This is a genomic window from Phycicoccus sp. Soil748 (genome assembly GCF_001428025.1).
Lineage (GTDB): Bacteria > Actinomycetota > Actinomycetes > Actinomycetales > Dermatophilaceae > Pedococcus.
The window spans coordinates 237707-253854 of sequence record NZ_LMSC01000005.1 but is presented as its reverse complement, the minus strand read 5'-3'; the positions used below and the strand labels follow the sequence as shown (position 1 = coordinate 253854).

Annotated in this window: 14 protein-coding genes; 7 read left to right on the top strand and 7 right to left on the bottom strand. The window is 72.5% G+C overall.

The features are described from left to right. Positions 1 to 28 precede the first annotated feature (28 nt). The gene (locus ASG70_RS03730) at positions 29 to 814 is read right to left on the bottom strand and encodes a tryptophan 2,3-dioxygenase (protein WP_369818871.1); all 786 of its coding nucleotides are present in this window, start codon (positions 812 to 814) and stop codon (positions 29 to 31) included. A gap of 212 nt (positions 815 to 1026) precedes the next feature. On the opposite strand from ASG70_RS03730, the gene ASG70_RS03725 reads away from it, so the two are divergent. Further along, on the top strand, positions 1027 to 2832 hold the full coding sequence (locus ASG70_RS03725; protein WP_056882493.1) for a biotin carboxylase N-terminal domain-containing protein: 1806 nt from the start codon (positions 1027 to 1029) through the stop codon (positions 2830 to 2832). 114 nt (positions 2833 to 2946) lie between these two features. Here the strand turns inward: ASG70_RS03725 and ASG70_RS03720 are convergent, their stop codons facing one another. Continuing rightward, entirely contained in the window at positions 2947 to 3777 is an 831-nt protein-coding gene (locus ASG70_RS03720; protein WP_056882492.1) for an antitoxin, read from the bottom strand. Positions 3778 to 3879: 102 nt separating this feature from the next. Continuing rightward, positions 3880 to 5286, bottom strand: coding sequence for an NAD(P)H-quinone dehydrogenase (locus tag ASG70_RS03715; protein ID WP_056882491.1), 1407 nt, complete (start codon positions 5284 to 5286; stop codon positions 3880 to 3882). A gap of 151 nt (positions 5287 to 5437) precedes the next feature. On the opposite strand from ASG70_RS03715, the gene ASG70_RS03710 reads away from it, so the two are divergent. Genes ASG70_RS03710 through ASG70_RS03685 form a run of 6 tightly spaced genes read left to right on the top strand, consistent with a single transcriptional unit; the run spans position 5438 to position 12081 of the window. Beyond that, positions 5438 to 6259 carry a purine-nucleoside phosphorylase gene (locus ASG70_RS03710; protein ID WP_056882729.1) on the top strand — a complete coding sequence of 274 codons (822 nt, stop codon included), beginning with the start codon at positions 5438 to 5440 and terminating at the stop codon, positions 6257 to 6259. 14 nt (positions 6260 to 6273) lie between these two features. Next, positions 6274 to 8016: a phospho-sugar mutase gene (locus ASG70_RS03705; protein ID WP_082590053.1), complete on the top strand. Its 1743-nt coding sequence runs from the start codon at positions 6274 to 6276 to the stop codon at positions 8014 to 8016. A gap of 16 nt (positions 8017 to 8032) precedes the next feature. Next, on the top strand, positions 8033 to 9052 hold the full coding sequence (gene deoC, locus ASG70_RS03700; protein ID WP_369818868.1) for a deoxyribose-phosphate aldolase: 1020 nt from the start codon (positions 8033 to 8035) through the stop codon (positions 9050 to 9052). Between the two features lie 27 nt (positions 9053 to 9079). Further along, complete coding sequence (locus tag ASG70_RS03695) at positions 9080 to 10528, top strand: aldehyde dehydrogenase family protein (protein ID WP_056882490.1); 1449 nt, start codon at positions 9080 to 9082, stop codon at positions 10526 to 10528. 8 nt (positions 10529 to 10536) lie between these two features. Continuing rightward, complete coding sequence (locus tag ASG70_RS03690; RefSeq protein WP_056882726.1) at positions 10537 to 11451, top strand: aldehyde dehydrogenase family protein; 915 nt, start codon at positions 10537 to 10539, stop codon at positions 11449 to 11451. Positions 11452 to 11454: 3 nt separating this feature from the next. Further along, positions 11455 to 12081, top strand: coding sequence for a uridine kinase (locus ASG70_RS03685; RefSeq protein WP_056882489.1), 627 nt, complete (start codon positions 11455 to 11457; stop codon positions 12079 to 12081). Positions 12082 to 12132: 51 nt separating this feature from the next. On the opposite strand, the gene ASG70_RS03680 is transcribed toward ASG70_RS03685, so the two are convergent. From ASG70_RS03680 to ASG70_RS03665, 4 genes are all read right to left on the bottom strand, one after another. Further along, a complete protein-coding gene (locus ASG70_RS03680) occupies positions 12133 to 13323 on the bottom strand; it encodes an adenosine deaminase (RefSeq protein ID WP_056882488.1) in 1191 nt (396 codons plus the stop codon). Beyond that, the gene (locus tag ASG70_RS03675; protein WP_056882487.1) at positions 13320 to 13682 is read right to left on the bottom strand and encodes a cupin; all 363 of its coding nucleotides are present in this window, start codon (positions 13680 to 13682) and stop codon (positions 13320 to 13322) included. The genes ASG70_RS03680 and ASG70_RS03675 overlap by 4 nt, the downstream gene beginning before the upstream one ends. Before the next feature lie 9 nt (positions 13683 to 13691). Then, positions 13692 to 14981, bottom strand: a complete 1290-nt coding sequence (locus ASG70_RS03670) for a thymidine phosphorylase (RefSeq protein WP_056882486.1) — start codon at positions 14979 to 14981, stop codon at positions 13692 to 13694. Positions 14982 to 15104: 123 nt separating this feature from the next. Next, positions 15105 to 16010 (bottom strand): DUF559 domain-containing protein, encoded by a 906-nt coding sequence (locus ASG70_RS03665; RefSeq protein ID WP_056882485.1) that lies wholly within the window; start codon positions 16008 to 16010, stop codon positions 15105 to 15107. Positions 16011 to 16148 lie beyond the last annotated feature (138 nt).

Here is a 16148-nt window from a genome sequence, read left to right as displayed (position 1 = left end):
CCTCCCGACCCGGCCCAGAACTCAGCCGTCAGACGCGGGTGCGGACGGCGTACAGCTCGGGGAAGAAGGTCAGGTCCAGCGCCCGGCGTAGGAAGTCCACACCCGAGCTGCCCCCCGTGCCCTTCTTGTGCCCGATCGTGCGTGTGACCACCTGCAGGTGGCGGAACCGCCACTGCTGGAAGTTGTCCTCCACGTCGACGAGCTCCTCGCAGGTCTCGTAGACGCCCCAGTGCTCCGACGGCGAGGCGTAGACCGCCGCGAACGTGTCGACCAGTCGCTCGTCGAGCCGGTAGGGCTGGCTGAAGTCGCGGTCGAGCAGCTCGGCGGGGACGGCGTACCCGTGGCGGGACAGGTAGCGCAGGAACTCGTCGTAGAGGCTCGGCTCGTCGAGCAGCTCGGCCAGCATCGCCCGGGCCGTCTCGTCGTGGTCGAACACCCGCACCATGTCGGCGTTCTTGTTGCCGAGCAGGAACTCCACGGCGCGGTACTGCCAGGACTGGAAGCCCGAGCTCGTGGCGAGGAAGGGGCGGATCTCGGCGTACTCGCTCGGGGTCAGCGTCGCGAGCACCGACCACTGGCCGGTGAGGGTCTGCTGGATGTGCTTGACGCGCGCGATCCGCTTGAGCGCAGGGGCGAGGTCATCGGTCGCGAGCAGCGCCCGCGCCGAGCGCAGCTCGTGCAGCATCAGCTTGAGCCAGAGCTCGGACGTCTGGTGCTGGATGATGAACAGCAGCTCGTCGTGCTGGGGCGGCTCGCTACGCGGGTGCTGCGACGCCAGCAGCTGGTCGAGGCCGAGGTAGGAGCCGTAGGACATCGACTGGGAGAAGTCGCGCTGGACCCCCTCCTCGATCTGCCTGATCGACCTGCCGTCGTCCACGGCGCTGCCGGTCAGCTCGTCCGGGGTCCCGCTGGCGTGCTCCTCCGTGCTCATGCCGCTCACCCTAGGGCCCGCCTGCTGCGGGGTGTCGCCGAGGCCACACCCGGCAGGTGGGGGTGCCGTCGGGGAAACGGGCTAGGCTCCGCCGCATGGTGCCCTCTCCCGACTCGACGACGAAGCCGAGCCCCCGCCCCATCACGAAGGTCCTCATCGCCAACCGCGGCGAGATCGCCGTGCGCATCGCGCGGGCGTGCGCCGACAGCGGCCTCGGTTCGGTTGCCGTGTATGCCGATCCGGACCGCGACGCGTTGCACGTGCGGGTGGCGGACGAGGCCTGGGCGCTCGGCGGCACCACCCCGGGCGACTCCTACCTCGTGCAGGAGAAGCTCATCGAGGTGGCACGCAAGTCCGGCGCCGACGCCGTGCACCCCGGCTACGGGTTCCTCGCCGAGAACGCCTCCTTCGCCCAGGCCGTCATCGACGCCGGGCTGACCTGGATCGGCCCCTCCCCCGAGGCCATCGACTCCCTGGGCGACAAGGTCAAGGCGCGCCACATCGCGTCGCGGGCCAACGCCCCCCTGGTGGCCGGCACGCCCGACCCCGTCGAGGGCGCCGACGAGGTGGTCGCGTTCGCGAAGGAGCACGGCCTCCCCGTCGCCATCAAGGCGGCATACGGCGGCGGCGGTCGCGGCCTCAAGGTGGCCCGCACGATCGAGGAGATCCCCGAGCTGTTCGAGTCCGCGACGCGCGAGGCGGTCGCCGCCTTCGGTCGCGGTGAGTGCTTCGTCGAGCAGTACCTCGACCGCCCGCGCCACGTCGAGACCCAGTGCCTGGCGGACCAGCACGGCAACGTCGTCGTCGTCTCCACCCGTGACTGCTCGCTGCAGCGCCGCCACCAGAAGCTCGTCGAGGAGGCGCCCGCGCCGTTCCTGTCGGACGAGCAGAACGCCGAGCTCGTCCGCGCGTCGAAGGCGATCCTCTCGGAGGCCGGCTACACCGGCGCCGGGACGTGCGAGTTCCTCGTCGCCCAGGACGGGCGGATCTCCTTCCTCGAGGTCAACACCCGCCTGCAGGTCGAGCACTGCGTCTCCGAGGAGGTCACCGGCATCGACCTGGTGCGCGAGCAGTTCCGCATCGCGAACGGTGAGGCCCTCGGCTACGACGACCCCGCCCCCGTCGGCCACTCGATCGAGTTCCGCATCAACGGCGAGGACGCCGGCCGCAACTTCCTGCCCGCTCCCGGTGTCGTCGCCTCGTTCCAGCCGCCGTCGGGCCCCGGCGTCCGGCTCGACTCCGGTGTCGTCGAGGGCGACGTCATCGGCGGCGCGTTCGACTCGATGCTCGCCAAGCTCGTCATCACCGGCCGCGACCGCCACCAGGCGCTCCAGCGCTCGCGCCGCGCGCTGGCCGAGTTCGTCGTCGAGGGCATGCCCACGGTCCTGCCGTTCCACCGTGCTGTCGTGGCCGACCCCGCCTTCGCCCCCAAGGGCGACAAGCCGTTCACCGTGCACACCCGCTGGATCGAGACCGAGTTCGACAACCAGATCCCCGCGTGGTCGGGCACGGCTCCCGAGCTGCCCGAGGAGTCCGGGGAGCGGCAGAGCGTCGTCGTCGAGGTGGGCGGCAAGCGCCTCGAGGTCGTCCTGCCCGGCGGGCTCTCCCTCGGCGGTGGCGGTGCGGCGGCGAAGAAGAAGGCTCCGCGCCGTTCGGGCGGCTCCAAGGCCGGCGCCGCGGCGTCCGGCGACTCCCTCACCGCGCCCATGCAGGGCACCATCGTCAAGATCGCCGTCGAGGAGGGCCAGCAGGTCGCCCAGGGCGAGCTGGTCGTCGTGCTCGAGGCGATGAAGATGGAGCAGCCCATCAATGCCCACAAGGCCGGCACCGTCACCGGGCTCACCGCCGAGGTCGGCCAGACGGTCACCAACGGCGCCGTCATCGCCGAGATCAAGGACTGACCCGGGCGACCCCACCCGCACGCAGCACGAAGGCCCGGCCCCCGAGGGGACCGGGCCTTCGTCGTGCAGCCTTCGTCGTGCCTTCGTCGTGCGGGTACGGGGCGCACCGGTCGGTCAGCCCCGGCCGGGACCGCCGTCGTCAGGCTGCTTGCCACCGGGCACCGCGTCGCCGGTCTGCGGCTCGCCCTGCTGCGTCGTGCCACCCTGGGGCAGCCCGTCCCGGTGCTGCGACGGCTGGGTCGGCTCGACCCCCGCAGGGTCCATCGGGCCCCCGGGCTGGCCCACCCGGTCGGCGTCGCCTTGGACGAGCGCCCCCTCCTCGAGCGACCCCGGCTCCTGCGGGTCGTTGGTGTCCGGCTCCGGGACCGGTACGGACCCCTGCACCGGCTGGGTGCTGCCGGCGTCCCGGTCGCCGCTGGAGGTCGGTCCGTCCGGTGACGGCGCCGGCTCCGGCCCGGGCTCGGGGATCGGGGACGGGCTCGGCTCGGGGACGGGCGCCGGACCGGGCTCAGGGATGGGCGACGGCCCCGGCTCGGGCACCGGTGAGGGGCCGGGCTCCGGCACGGTGTCGGGCGTGGGTGGCGCCGGCATCACCTGTTCCTCGGAGACCTGGCCCGTCGGCGTCGAGGTGGGCTCGTGCTCGGCGGGCGACCCTGCCGGGCCGTCCACCGAGGGCGCCTGACCCGACTGCTCGACCGGTCCAGGACCGGCAGGCGTAGCGGGCGGCGTACCGGGCTGGGCACCCGGCTGGTCCGCGGGCTGGTCGGCCTGCGGCGGGAGGCCCAGCTTGTCGCGCAGCACGTCGCCCCCCTGGTCGACCTTGTCGGCGTACTTCCCGCCCGTGCGCTGGTCGATGAGGTCCTCGACCTTCTCGATGGCAGACCCCGCCTGCTCGGGGTTGCCCTTGACGTAGTCCTTGAACTTGTCCATCCATCCGCCGGCCATGGCACTGCCTCTCGGGTCGGTGTCGTCGGGCGGCACGGGGGAACGTGCCGCTCCAGCACGCTACCGACCACGCGCGGCCCCGGCACCCCGGGCGGGGCCGCCTCAGTCGGTGGGGTGGAGCTGACGGGCCGCCTCGGCGACCGAGCCGCTGAGCGACGGGTACACGGTGAAGGTGCCGGCCAGCTGGTCGACGGTGAGGCCGTGCTGGACGGCGAGGGTGACGGGGTAGATCAGCTCGGAGGCCCGGGGAGCCACGATGACTCCACCGACGACGGTCCCGACCCCCTTGCGGGCGAACAGCTTCACGAAGCCGTCGGTGATGCCCTGCATCTTGGCGCGCGGGTTGGTGGCCAGCGGCAGCATCACGGACGTCGCGTCGATGGTGCCCTCGTCGACGTCCTTCTGCGAGAAGCCGACCGTGGCGATCTCGGGGTCGGTGAAGATGTTGGCGGAGACCGCGCGCAGGTTGAGCGGCGCGACCGCGTCGCCGAGCGCGTGGGCCATCGCGATCCGGCCCTGCATCGCGGCCACGGACGCCAGGGGCAGGACCCCCGTGCAGTCGCCGGCGGCGTACACCCCGCGCACGGACGTGCGCGAGACCCGGTCGACGGTGACGTGGCCGGACTCGCGCAGCGCGACGCCGACCTCCTCGAGTCCGACCCCGCCGGTCTGCGGTATCGAGCCCACGGCGAGCAGCGCGTGCGTGCCGGTGACCTCGCGGCCGTCCTCGAGCCGGACGACGACACCGTCGCCCTGCCGCTCCACCGAGGCCATGCGCGAGCGCCCGAGGACCTCCATCCCGCGCTTGCGGAAGACGTCCTCGATGACGGTGGCGGCATCGGCGTCTTCTCCGGGCAGCACGCGGTCGCGCGAGGAGACCAGGGTGACCTTCGACCCGAGGCCGAGGTAGGCCTGGGCGAGCTCGGCACCGGTGACACCCGATCCCACGACGACGAGGTGCTCGGGCAGCTCGGGCAGGGCGTAGATCTGCTGCCAGGTGAGGATGCGCTCGCCGTCGGGCTGGGCGCTGGGCATGACGCGCGGCGTGGCACCGGTGGCGATGAGCACGACATCGGCCTCGAGCTCACGGGTCGAGCCGTCCGCGAGCGTCGCCTCGACCCGCGAGGGCGACAACAGGCGACCCGTGCCCTCGAGCACCACGACGCCGTCGGCGGCCAGCCGGCGGCCGATGTCGCGCGACTGCGCCGCGGCGAGGGCGAGCACGCGTCGGTTGACCGCGGTCAGCTCCGCCACGGAGTCGGCGACCTCGTCGCCCTCGTGGTCCTCGAGGTGGACGCCGAGGTCGGAGGCGGTCTCGAACTGCGACATGAAGTCGGCCGTGGAGATCAGCGTCTTGCTGGGCACGCAGTCGGTGAGGACCGCTGCGCCACCGAGGCCGTCGCGGTCGACGACGGTGACGGCCGCGCCGAGGTGGGCGGCGACCAGTGCCGCTTCGTAGCCACCCGGCCCGCCGCCGAGGATGACCACCGAGGACTGAGGCGCATTCACGCAACCATCCAACCATCCCGGCCGCGTCGGCCGGTCTCCCCCTCGCCTCATGCCGTCGCGGTACGTCGCACCCCGTGGGCGTCGGTAGTCTGCCCCGGTGACTGAGCAGACCGGCCCCGCCACGGGCACCCCCTCCCGAGCGCCTGGCACCATCCCCGACCTGGCGGACCCCGCGACCGACCCCTTCGAAGTGGCCCGCGCGGCGGCCGCTGTCATCGCCGAGCGCAGCGGCGCCGAGCGCCACGACGTCGCCCTGGTGCTCGGGTCCGGCTGGGGCCAGACCGGCGACCGCATCGGCGAGACGCTCGCCACCATCGACAACGCCGACGTGCCCGGCTTCGGCAAGACAGCCGTGGCCGGTCACTCGGGCACCATGCGGTCGGTGGCGATCGCCGACACCGGTCGCCGCGCCCTCGTCTACGGCACCCGCACCCACTTCTACGAGGGCAAGGGCGTCCGCTCGGTCGTGCACGCCGTGCGCACGGCCGCGGCTGCAGGCTGCTCGACCATCGTGCTCACCAACGGCAGCGGCGGCCTCAACCCCGCCTGGGCGCCCGGCACCCCCGTGCTCATCAGCGACCACATCAACCTGACGGCGCACTCCCCCATCGAGGAAGCCAACTTCGTCGACCTCACCGACCTGTACTCCGCACGCCTGCGCGAGGTCGCCCGCAGCGTCGACCCCGAGCTCGACGAGGGCGTCTACGTCCAGTTCCGCGGCCCGCACTACGAGACCCCCGCCGAGGTCCGGATGGCCAAGGTGCTCGGTGGCGACCTGGTGGGCATGTCCACCACGTTGGAGGCCATCGCGGCCCGCCAGGCCGGGATGGAGGTGCTCGGCATCTCGCTGGTCACCAACCTCGCCGCAGGCATCAGCGACCAGCCGCTCTCCCACGACGAGGTCATCGAGGCCGGGCAGGCCGCCGCCGGGCGTTGCGGCCGCCTCCTCGCCGCCGTCGTCGCCTCCCTCTGAAAGGACCAGTGCCCATGACCCACGAGGCGAGCTACGAGGCCAGACACGGCAGCGAGGGCGGGTCCGCGGACAGCCGAGCGCAAGAGCTCATCGACGCGGCCCAGGAGTGGGTCGACGACGACCCGGACCACGAGACGCGGGTCGAGCTCGGGCAGGTGCTGGCCCGCGCCAAGGAGGGCGACGCAGCTGCCGTCGCGGACCTCGAGGACCGCTTCTCGGGGATGCTGGAGTTCGGCACGGCCGGCCTGCGCGGGGCCATCGGGGCGGGGCCCAACCGGATGAACCGCTCGGTGGTCATCCGTGCGGCAGCCGGCCTCGCTGCCTACCTGCGCCAGAGCAAGCCGGAGCCGTTCGTGGTCGTCGGCTACGACGCCCGCACCAACTCCGACGTCTTCGCCCGCGACACCGCGGCGGTCACGGTCGGCAGCGGCGGCCACGCGGCCGTGCTCCCCCACCCGCTGCCCACCCCCGTGCTGGCGTTCGCGATCCGGCACCTCGGCGCCGACGCCGGCGTCATGGTCACCGCGAGCCACAACCCGCCGCAGGACAACGGCTACAAGGTCTACCTCGGCGACGGCTCGCAGATCGTCCCGCCCTCCGACAGCGACATCGCCGGCCAGATCGCCCGCGTCCAGGCGGTCACCGACGTCCCCCTGGCCGACGACGGCTGGCAGACCCTCGGCAACGACGTCCTCGAGGACTATGTCGACGCCACCGCGTCGGTCGTCGCCCCGGACAGCCCGCGCGACATCGACGTCGTCCACACCGCCCTGCACGGGGTGGGCAGCGACACCCTGCTGCGCGTCTTCGAGCGGGCCGGCTTCCCCTCGCCGGTCCCCGTGGAGACCCAGCGCCAGCCCGACGCCGCCTTCCCCACCGTGTCGTTCCCGAACCCCGAGGAGCCCGGCGCGATCGACGCCGCCCTCGACCTCGCCCGCGAGATCGGGCCCGACATCGTGCTCGCCAACGACCCCGACGCCGACCGCTGCGCCGTCGCCGTGCCCTTCACGGTCCAGGGTGGGCCGGACGACGGGGGCACCGACTGGCGGATGCTCCGCGGCGATGAGGTGGGCGCCCTGCTCGGGCACCACATCCTCTCCCGCGGCGTCGAGCCGGACGCGGTGTTCGCCAACTCCATCGTCTCGTCGCGGCTGCTGGCCGCGATGGCCAGGAAGGCAGGGATCCGGCACGAGGAGACCCTCACCGGCTTCAAGTGGATCGCCCGGGTCGAGGGCCTGCGCTACGGCTACGAGGAGGCCCTCGGCTACTGCGTCGACCCCGGACACGTCCGCGACAAGGACGGCGTCAGCGCCTGCCTGATGGTCGCCGAGCTCGCCGCCACGCTCAAGGCGCGGGGGCGGGTGCTCACCGACGTGCTCGACGACCTCGCCGTGGAGCACGGCGTGCACGCCACCGACTCCTTCTCGGTCCGGGTGGCCGACCTGTCCCTCATCGACGCCGTCATGGCCCGTCTGCGTGAGCAGCCGCCCACCGAGGTGGCCGGTCTCGCGGTGGCCCGCACCGACGACCTGGCCCTCGGCAGCGACGCGCTTCCGCCCACCGACGGCCTGCGCTACCACCTCGAGGACGACTCGCGGGTCATCGTGCGGCCTTCGGGCACCGAACCCAAGCTCAAGGTCTACCTCGAGGTCATCGAGCCCGTCGACGGTGCGGACGCCCTCGCCGCCGCGCGCGCCACCGCAGCCGAGCGCCTCGGCCGCATACGGGCCGCGATGAGCGACCTGACCACCGTCTGAGCACCGATAGACTCCCGTGGTGAGTACCACCAGCACGTCCGCACCCTCGGTCGACGCGACCGCCCGGGCCCGCGACCTCCTCGGCGTCTCCCGCCTCACCAACGCCGCCCTCACGAGCTGGCTGCACGGCCTCCCCGGGGTCGACCAGGTGGGCTGTGAAGGACGCGCGGCCGCCCTGGGCACGCGCTCGATCAAGACGACGTCGAAGGCCTGGGCCATCGACACCGCCATCTCGATGATCGACCTGACGACCCTCGAGGGCGCCGACACCCCCGGCAAGGTCCGCGGGCTCGCCGCCAAGGCGCTGCACCCCGACCCCACCGACCCGAGCACCCCGAGCCCGGCCGCGGTCTGCGTCTACGGCGACATGGTCGCCACCGCGCGAGAGGCCCTCGGCCAGGCACCGGTCAACGTTGCGGCCGTCGCCACGGCGTTCCCCTCCGGGCGCGCATCGATGCCGGTCAAGCTCGCGGACACCCGCGACGCGATCGAGGCCGGCGCCGACGAGATCGACATGGTCATCGACCGCGGGGCGTTCCTCTCCGGCAACTACCTCGGCGTCTTCCAGGAGATCGCCCAGGTCGCCGAGGCCTGCACCCGCGCCGACGGCACCCGTGCCCGCCTCAAGGTCATCATGGAGACCGGCGAGCTCGTGACCTACGACAACGTCCGTCGTGCGTCCTGGCTGTCGATGCTGGCCGGCGGTGACTTCATCAAGACCTCCACCGGCAAGGTGTCCCCCGCGGCCACGCTGCCCGTCACGCTGATCATGCTCGAGGCCGTCCGCGACTGGCGCGACCTGACCGGTGAGATGGTCGGCGTCAAGCCCGCCGGCGGCATCCGCACGAGCAAGGACGCGATCAAGTTCCTCGTGACCGTGAGCGAGGTCGCCGGCGACGACTGGCTCGACCCGTTCTGGTTCCGGTTCGGGGCGTCCAGCCTGCTCAACGACCTGCTGCTGCAGCGTCAGCGGATGCGGATCGGCGCCTACTCCGGTGCCGACTACGTCACCGACGACTCCCCCAGCCTCTACTGACACCTCCGAATTCGAGGACCTGAAGACATGGCCAAGTTCGAGTACGCACCGGCCCCGGAGTCGCGGGCGGTCGTCGACCTCGCCCCCTCCTACGGGCTGTTCATCAACGGCGAGTTCACCGAGAGCCAGGGCGGCTCCGCGTTCAAGACCGTCAACCCGGCGACCGAGGAGGTGCTCTCCGAGGTCACCGACGCCAGCGCCGCCGACGTCGACCGCGCCGTCGCCGCCGCCCGCCGCGCCTACAACGGCGCCTGGGGCCGGATGTCCGGCGCCGACCGCGGCAAGTACCTCTTCCGTATCGCGCGCATCCTGCAGGAGCGCGCGCGGGAGTTCGCGGTCCTGGAGACCCTCGACAACGGCAAGCCGATCAAGGAGAGCCGCGACGTCGACGTCCCGCTCGCCGCGGCGCACTTCTTCTACCACGCGGGCTGGGCCGACAAGCTCGAGTACGCCGGCCTCGGCACCAACCCCCGCGCGCACGGCGTCGTGGGCCAGGTCATCCCGTGGAACTTCCCGCTGCTCATGCTGGCGTGGAAGATCGCCCCGGCCCTGGCCACCGGCAACACCGTGGTTCTCAAGCCGGCCGAGACCACCCCCCTGACCGCGCTCCTGTTCGCGGACGTCGTCCAGCAGGCCGACCTCCCGCCGGGTGTCGTCAACATCGTCACCGGCGCCGGTGCCACCGGCCAGGCCATCGTCGACCACCCCGACATCGACAAGCTCGCGTTCACCGGGTCGACCGGCGTCGGCAAGATGATCGCCCGCTCGATCGCCGGCACCCGCAAGAAGGCCACCCTCGAGCTCGGTGGCAAGGCCGCCAACATCATCTTCGAGGACGCCGCCATCGACCAGGCCGTCGAGGGCATCGTCAACGGCATCTTCTTCAACCAGGGGCACGTCTGCTGCGCCGGGTCCCGGCTGCTCGTGCAGGAGAACATCGCCGCGGACGTCGAGCGCCGCCTCAAGCGCCGCCTCGAGACGCTCCGCGTGGGCGACCCGCTCGACAAGAACACCGACGTGGGCGCCATCAACTCCAAGGCCCAGCTGTCCCGCATCACCGAGCTCACCGACGCTGGCGAGGCCGAGGGCGCCGAGCGCTGGGACAACGGCTGCGAGCTGCCCGCCAAGGGCTTCTGGTTCCGCCCGACGGTGTTCACCGGCGTCAGCCAGACGCACCGCATCGCCCAGGAGGAGATCTTCGGGCCCGTCCTGTCGGTGCTCACCTTCCGCACGCCGCAGGAAGCCGTCGCCAAGGCCAACAACACGCCGTACGGCCTCTCCGCCGGCGTCTGGACCGAGAAGGGCTCGCGCATCCTCTGGATGGCCGACCAGCTCCGGGCCGGTGTGGTCTGGGCCAACACCTTCAACAAGTTCGACCCGACCAGCCCCTTCGGCGGCTACAAGGAGTCGGGCTACGGCCGCGAGGGTGGCCGCCACGGCCTGTCCGCCTACGTCACGACCGAAAGCAACGGGTGATCTCCGCGATGCCGACCAACCAGCGGACTGCCACCGACGCGCGCGTCGACGTGCGCAAGACCTACAAGCTCTACATCGGCGGGAAGTTCCCCCGCTCGGAGTCCGGGCGCTCCTACGAGGTCGTCGACGGCCGTGGGCGGTTCCTCGCCAACGCCTCGCAGGGCTCGCGCAAGGATGCCCGTGACGCCGTCGTCGCCGCCCGCGCGGCGTTCCCGAAGTGGGCCGGCGCGACCGCGTACAACCGCGGCCAGGTGCTCTACCGCGTCGCCGAGGTGATGGAGGGCCGCCGCGCCCAGTTCGTCGCCGAGGTGCGCGCGGGCGAGGGCCTGACCGAGCGCCGGGCCGAGGCGGTCGTCGACGCCGCCATCGACCGGTGGGTCTGGTACGCAGGGTGGACCGACAAGCTCGCACAGGTGCTCGGCGGGCTCAACCCCGTCGCCGGCCCCTACTTCGACATCTCGGCACCCGAGCCGACGGGGGTCGTGGGCGTCCTTGCGCCGCAACGCTCCTCGCTCCTGGGGCTCATCTCCGTCGTGGCGCCGGTCATCGCCTCCGGCAACACCGCCGTCGTCCTCGCGAGCGAGCTGCGGCCCCTGCCGGCCGTCACGCTCTCCGAGGCCCTGGCGACGTCCGACGTGCCCGGTGGTGTCGTCAACATCATCACCGGCCGCACCGCCGAGGTGGCCCCGTGGGTGGCCTCGCACCGCGACGTCAACGCCATCGACCTCGCGGGCGCGGCAGATGCGGACGGCGTGGTCTGGGGCGACCTCGAGCTCGCCGCGGCCGAGAACCTCAAGCGCGTGCTGCGGCCCGCCGGCGAGGGCGTCGAGGCGGTCGAGCCCGACTGGACCCGGACCCCCGACCTGTCGCGCATCACGGCGTTCCTCGAGACCAAGACCGTCTGGCACCCCAAGGGCCGCTGACCCTTGACGGCCGACCACCCCGGCGACCACACCTCCGCCCGGGTGGTCGTCCTCGCGGGGCCGAGCGGTGCGGGCAAGTCCCGCCTCGCCGAGCGCCTGCACGCCGCGCACGGCTGGCCGATCGTGCGGCTCGACGACTTCTACCGCGACGAGGACGACCCGGCCATGCCGCGCAGCGAGGAGCTGGGCATCGTCGACTGGGACCACCCGGACTCGTGGAACCGCAGCCAGGCCGTGCAGGCGCTGGCCACCCTCGTCGGCACCGGGTCGGTCAGCACCCCCGTCTACGACATCTCGCTGAGCCGCGCGGTCTCCTCGACCACGGTGCAGGCCGGCCCCCACGACCTCGTGCTCGCCGAGGGCATCTTCGCCGCCGAGATCATCGGCGAGCTGCGCGAGTGCGGCCTGCTCGCGGCCGCGTACTGCGTGCACCACCGACCGTTCGTCACGTTCGTCCGGCGCCTGGCCCGTGACCTGAGGGAGCGGCGCAAGCCGCCGTGGACCCTCGTACGGCGCGGGCTCACCCTCATGCGCGCCGAGCCCACCGTCGTGGCCCGGCAGGAGGCACTCGGCGCCACGCCGGCCCGCGCCAAGGACCTCGAGCCGCTGCTGTCGGCCCTGGCCCGCTGAGGGCCGCCCCCGGAGGCGCAGGGGGACGGCCGCGGGGTCAGGCCGGCGGGGTCAGGCCGTGGGTGCCTGGAGCAGGGCGTCGTAGCCGGGCTTGACCACGCCGTCGATGATGGCGAGGCGCTCGTCGAACGGGATGAACGCCGACTTCATGGCGTTGATGGTCACCCAGCGAAGGTCGTCCATGGTCCAGCCCGCCTCGTCGACGAGCAGCCCCATCTCCCGCGACATCGACGTGCCGCTCATGAGGCGGTTGTCGGTGTTGACCGTGACCCGGAAGCGCAGCCGCTTCAGCAGCGTGATCGGGTGCAGCGCAACGGACTCCGCTGCACCGGTCTGGACGTTGCTGCTCGGGCACATCTCCAGCGGGATACGGGTGTCACGCACGTAGGCAGCGAGCAGGCCGAGGTAGATGTCCTCGCGGTCAGCGGCGAGGGCCTTGGCGGGGTCGGCCGCGAACGGCCGGTCGTTGACGAGGATGTCGTCGACGATGCGCACGCCGTGGCCGAGCCGGTCGGCGCCGCACCACTGGATCGCCTCCCAGATGCTCGGCAGCCCGAACGCCTCACCGGCGTGGATCGTGAAGTGGGCGTTCTCGCGGCGGAGGTACTCGAACGCGTCGAGGTGACGGGTGGGAGGGAAGCCAGCCTCCGCCCCGGCGATGTCGAACCCGGCGACGCCCTGGTCGCGGTAGCGGACGGCGAGCTCGGCGATCTCGGTGCTCTTGGCGGCGTGGCGCATGGCCGTCAGCAGGGCGGTGACCCGGATGGGCGTGCCGGCGGCAGCCGCCTCCTTCTCGCCCTGGCGGAAACCCTCGTTGACGGCCTCGACGACGTCCTCGAGCGCCAGACCGGCCTGCAGGTGCTGCTCGGGGGCGTAGCGGCTCTCGGCGTAGACGACGCCGTCGGCTGCCAGGTCGAGGACGCACTCCTTGGCGACGCGACGCAGCCCGTCGGCCGTCTGCATCACGGCGAGGGTGTGGTCGAACGTCTCGAGGTAGCGCTCCAGGGAGCCCGAGTCCGCGCTCTCGCGGAACCACGTGCCGAGGCTCTCCGCGTCGGTGGCCGGCAACGCGCCGTACCCGACCTCGTCGGCGATCTCGACGATCGTCTGCGGACGCAGCCCACCGTCGAGGTGGTCGTGCAGGAGCGCCTTGGGGGCGCGCAGGATCTGGTCCTCGACCGACCCCGGCTCGGGCGCGGTCGTCGAAGTGGTGTCGCTCTTGTCCTTGCGGCCGAAGATCATTCGTCCTCCTCCTCGCGCCCGACGGTCTCCGGGGAGAACGCCGGGAGGCACACCGCGACGTACTCGGCACCTTCGGACCCGGTCGAGTAGCGGATCCGCTCCCCCGCCCGGGTGACCACGCTCTGGCCGGCCTCGACGCGCAGCCGGCCGCCGTCGTGGTCGAGCAGGACCGCGCCGGCGAGGACGAGGGTGATCTCGTCGAACTGCGGCGTCTGGAACGGCTCGGTCCAGTCGGCCGGAGCCTTCATGTGGGCGACGGAGACCGCCTCGGAACCGGTGTTGACCCGGCCGACGTGCTCGTCGATGACCTTGCCCCCGGGGACGGGGATGGTCGTGGGCGTCGTGATCAGCTCTGGCACGGCCCCACCCTAGGAGATCTTCTCGATGACGAGGGGCAGCAGGTCCGGCCGGCTGCCCTCCGGGGCGATGGTGAACGCACCGTCGAGGGACTCCAGCGCCCGCTCGAACCGCTCGGGGGTGTCGGTGTGCAGGGTCAGCAGCTTCTCGCCGGCACGTACGGTGGCGCCGGGCTTGGCGTGCATCTCGACACCGGCGCCGGCCTGCACCGGGTCCTCCTTGCGTGCGCGACCCGCGCCGAGGCGCCAGGCGGCCACGCCGACCTTGAGGGCGTCGAGCTCGGTCAGCACCCCGTCGGCCGGGACCAGCACCTCGTGGGTCTCCTTGGCCACCGGCAGCTCGGCGTCCGGGTCACCGCCCTGCGCGCGGATCATCGACTTCCAGGCGTCCATGGCCCGCCCGTCCTTGAGCGCGTCGGCAGGGTCGATGTCGTCGCGTCCGGCTGCGGCCAGCATCTCCCGGGCGAGGGCCAGGGTGAGCTCGACGACGTCCTCGGGCCCACCACCGGCGAGCACCTCGACCGACTCGCGCACCTCGAGGGCGTTGCCGGCAGTGAGGCCGAGCGGCACCTGCATGTTGGTCAGGAGGGCGACGGTGTTGACGCCGGCGTCGGTGCCCAGGTCGACCATGGTGCGAGCGAGCTCGCGGGCGTCCTCGACCGTCTTCATGAACGCGCCGCTGCCGACCTTCACGTCGAGCACCAGCGCGCCCGTGCCCTCGGCGATCTTCTTGCTCATGATCGAGGAGGCGATGAGTGGGATCGCCTCGACGGTGCCGGTGACGTCACGGAGGGCGTAGAGCTTCTTGTCGGCCGGGGCCAGCCCGTCGCCGGCGGCGCAGATGACCGCGCCGACGTCCTCGAGCTGGCGCATCATCTCGTCGTTGCTCAGGGCCGCGCGCCAGCCGGGCACCGACTCGAGCTTGTCGAGCGTGCCTCCGGTGTGGCCGAGGCCGCGGCCAGACAGCTGTGGCACCGCGACGCCGCAGGCGGCAACGAGCGGGGCCAGCGGCAGGGTGATCTTGTCGCCGACGCCCCCGGTCGAGTGCTTGTCGGCGGTCGGGCGCGACAGCGACGAGAAGTCCATGCGCTCACCGCTGGCGATCATGGCCGCGGTCCAGCGGGAGATCTCGCGACGGTTCATGCCGTTGAGCAGGATCGCCATGGCCAGGCTCGACATCTGCTCGTCGGCGACCGCACCACGGGTGTACGCGTCGATCACCCAGTCGATCTGGGCGTCGGACAGCTCCCCGCGCCCTCGCTTGGTGATGATGACGTCCACGGCATCGAAGCGCTCACTCATGCGCTCATCGTGTCAGATCCGGGCCTGTCCCCGGCACGGGGCGAGAACTGCTGCTTGCGGCTCAATTCGCCCCGACCCCAGCCCCCGCGGGGCGATTCCTGCGCCTTCCGGCGCGACTCGCCCTCAGCCGCGGCCGAGGAAATGGAGCCGCCACTCGTCGCTGGTGACACGCGCCCGTACGCCGCGTGCCCGCAAGGCGGCCACGACCCGGTCCAGGGTGCGCTCGGGCTCGCGGTAGACGCCCTTGGACAGGACGACGACGATGCGCCAGCCGTCGAGGTCGAGCTCCTCCCGCCGCTCCACGTCCCGCTCCCACTGCCGCTGCGACTCCGCGTGCTGGCGACCGTCGTACTCCACGGCGACCCGCAGCTCCGGCCACGACAGGTCGTACCGGCGCAACCACCGCCCCCACTCGTCGCACTCGATGTGGTTGACCGCCGGCTCCGGCAGCCCGGCGAGCACGAGCAGCATCCGCAGGCGCGACTCCATCGGCGAGTCCACCCCGGCCCGGACGAAACCCGCCGCCCGGCGAGCAAGGCGCGCGTGCCGGCCGCGCAGCCGCGCGGCAACGGCGACGAGGCGCTCCGGGGAGGTGCGGCCGCGCCGTACCAGGGAGTCGCCGAGGACCACGAGGTCGACCAGGTCGAGCTCCGCGGTGAGGTCCACGAAGGTGTCCTCCGCCGTCGTGACCGGTATGCCGCGCACCAGCGCGTGCGGCCGTCGCCCCCTTCGCACGCGCGCGTCCACGCCGGGCAGGCGCAGCTGGCCGGCCGGCATGCGCAGGTGCACGCGCGTGTCGTGGGGCACGACGGCACCGAGCAGGACCGCGGCCGTAGCGCGGGCGGCCACGGATCCCGTAGGGGCGAGGCGCAGGGCGGCCAGCGCTCGCACGCGGGCATCGAGCTCGACGCCAGCGCTGACGTAGGTGCCGCGCAGGACCCGCTGCACGCGAGGGCCGCGCAGGGCCTTGTCGGTCAGCCCGGCCGCGAGCGCCTCGGACCGGGTGAAGACCAGTGGTAAGGACTCCATACGCACAGCGTTCCCGACGCGACCGACCCGCCGGTGCCGCTGTCCACAGGCGCGACCAGGGCCGGATACGGCGCGAATCGCCCCTGTCCACGGCTCGCCGGGGCGATTCGTGCAGTATCAGGCGCGTTCGGCCCGTGG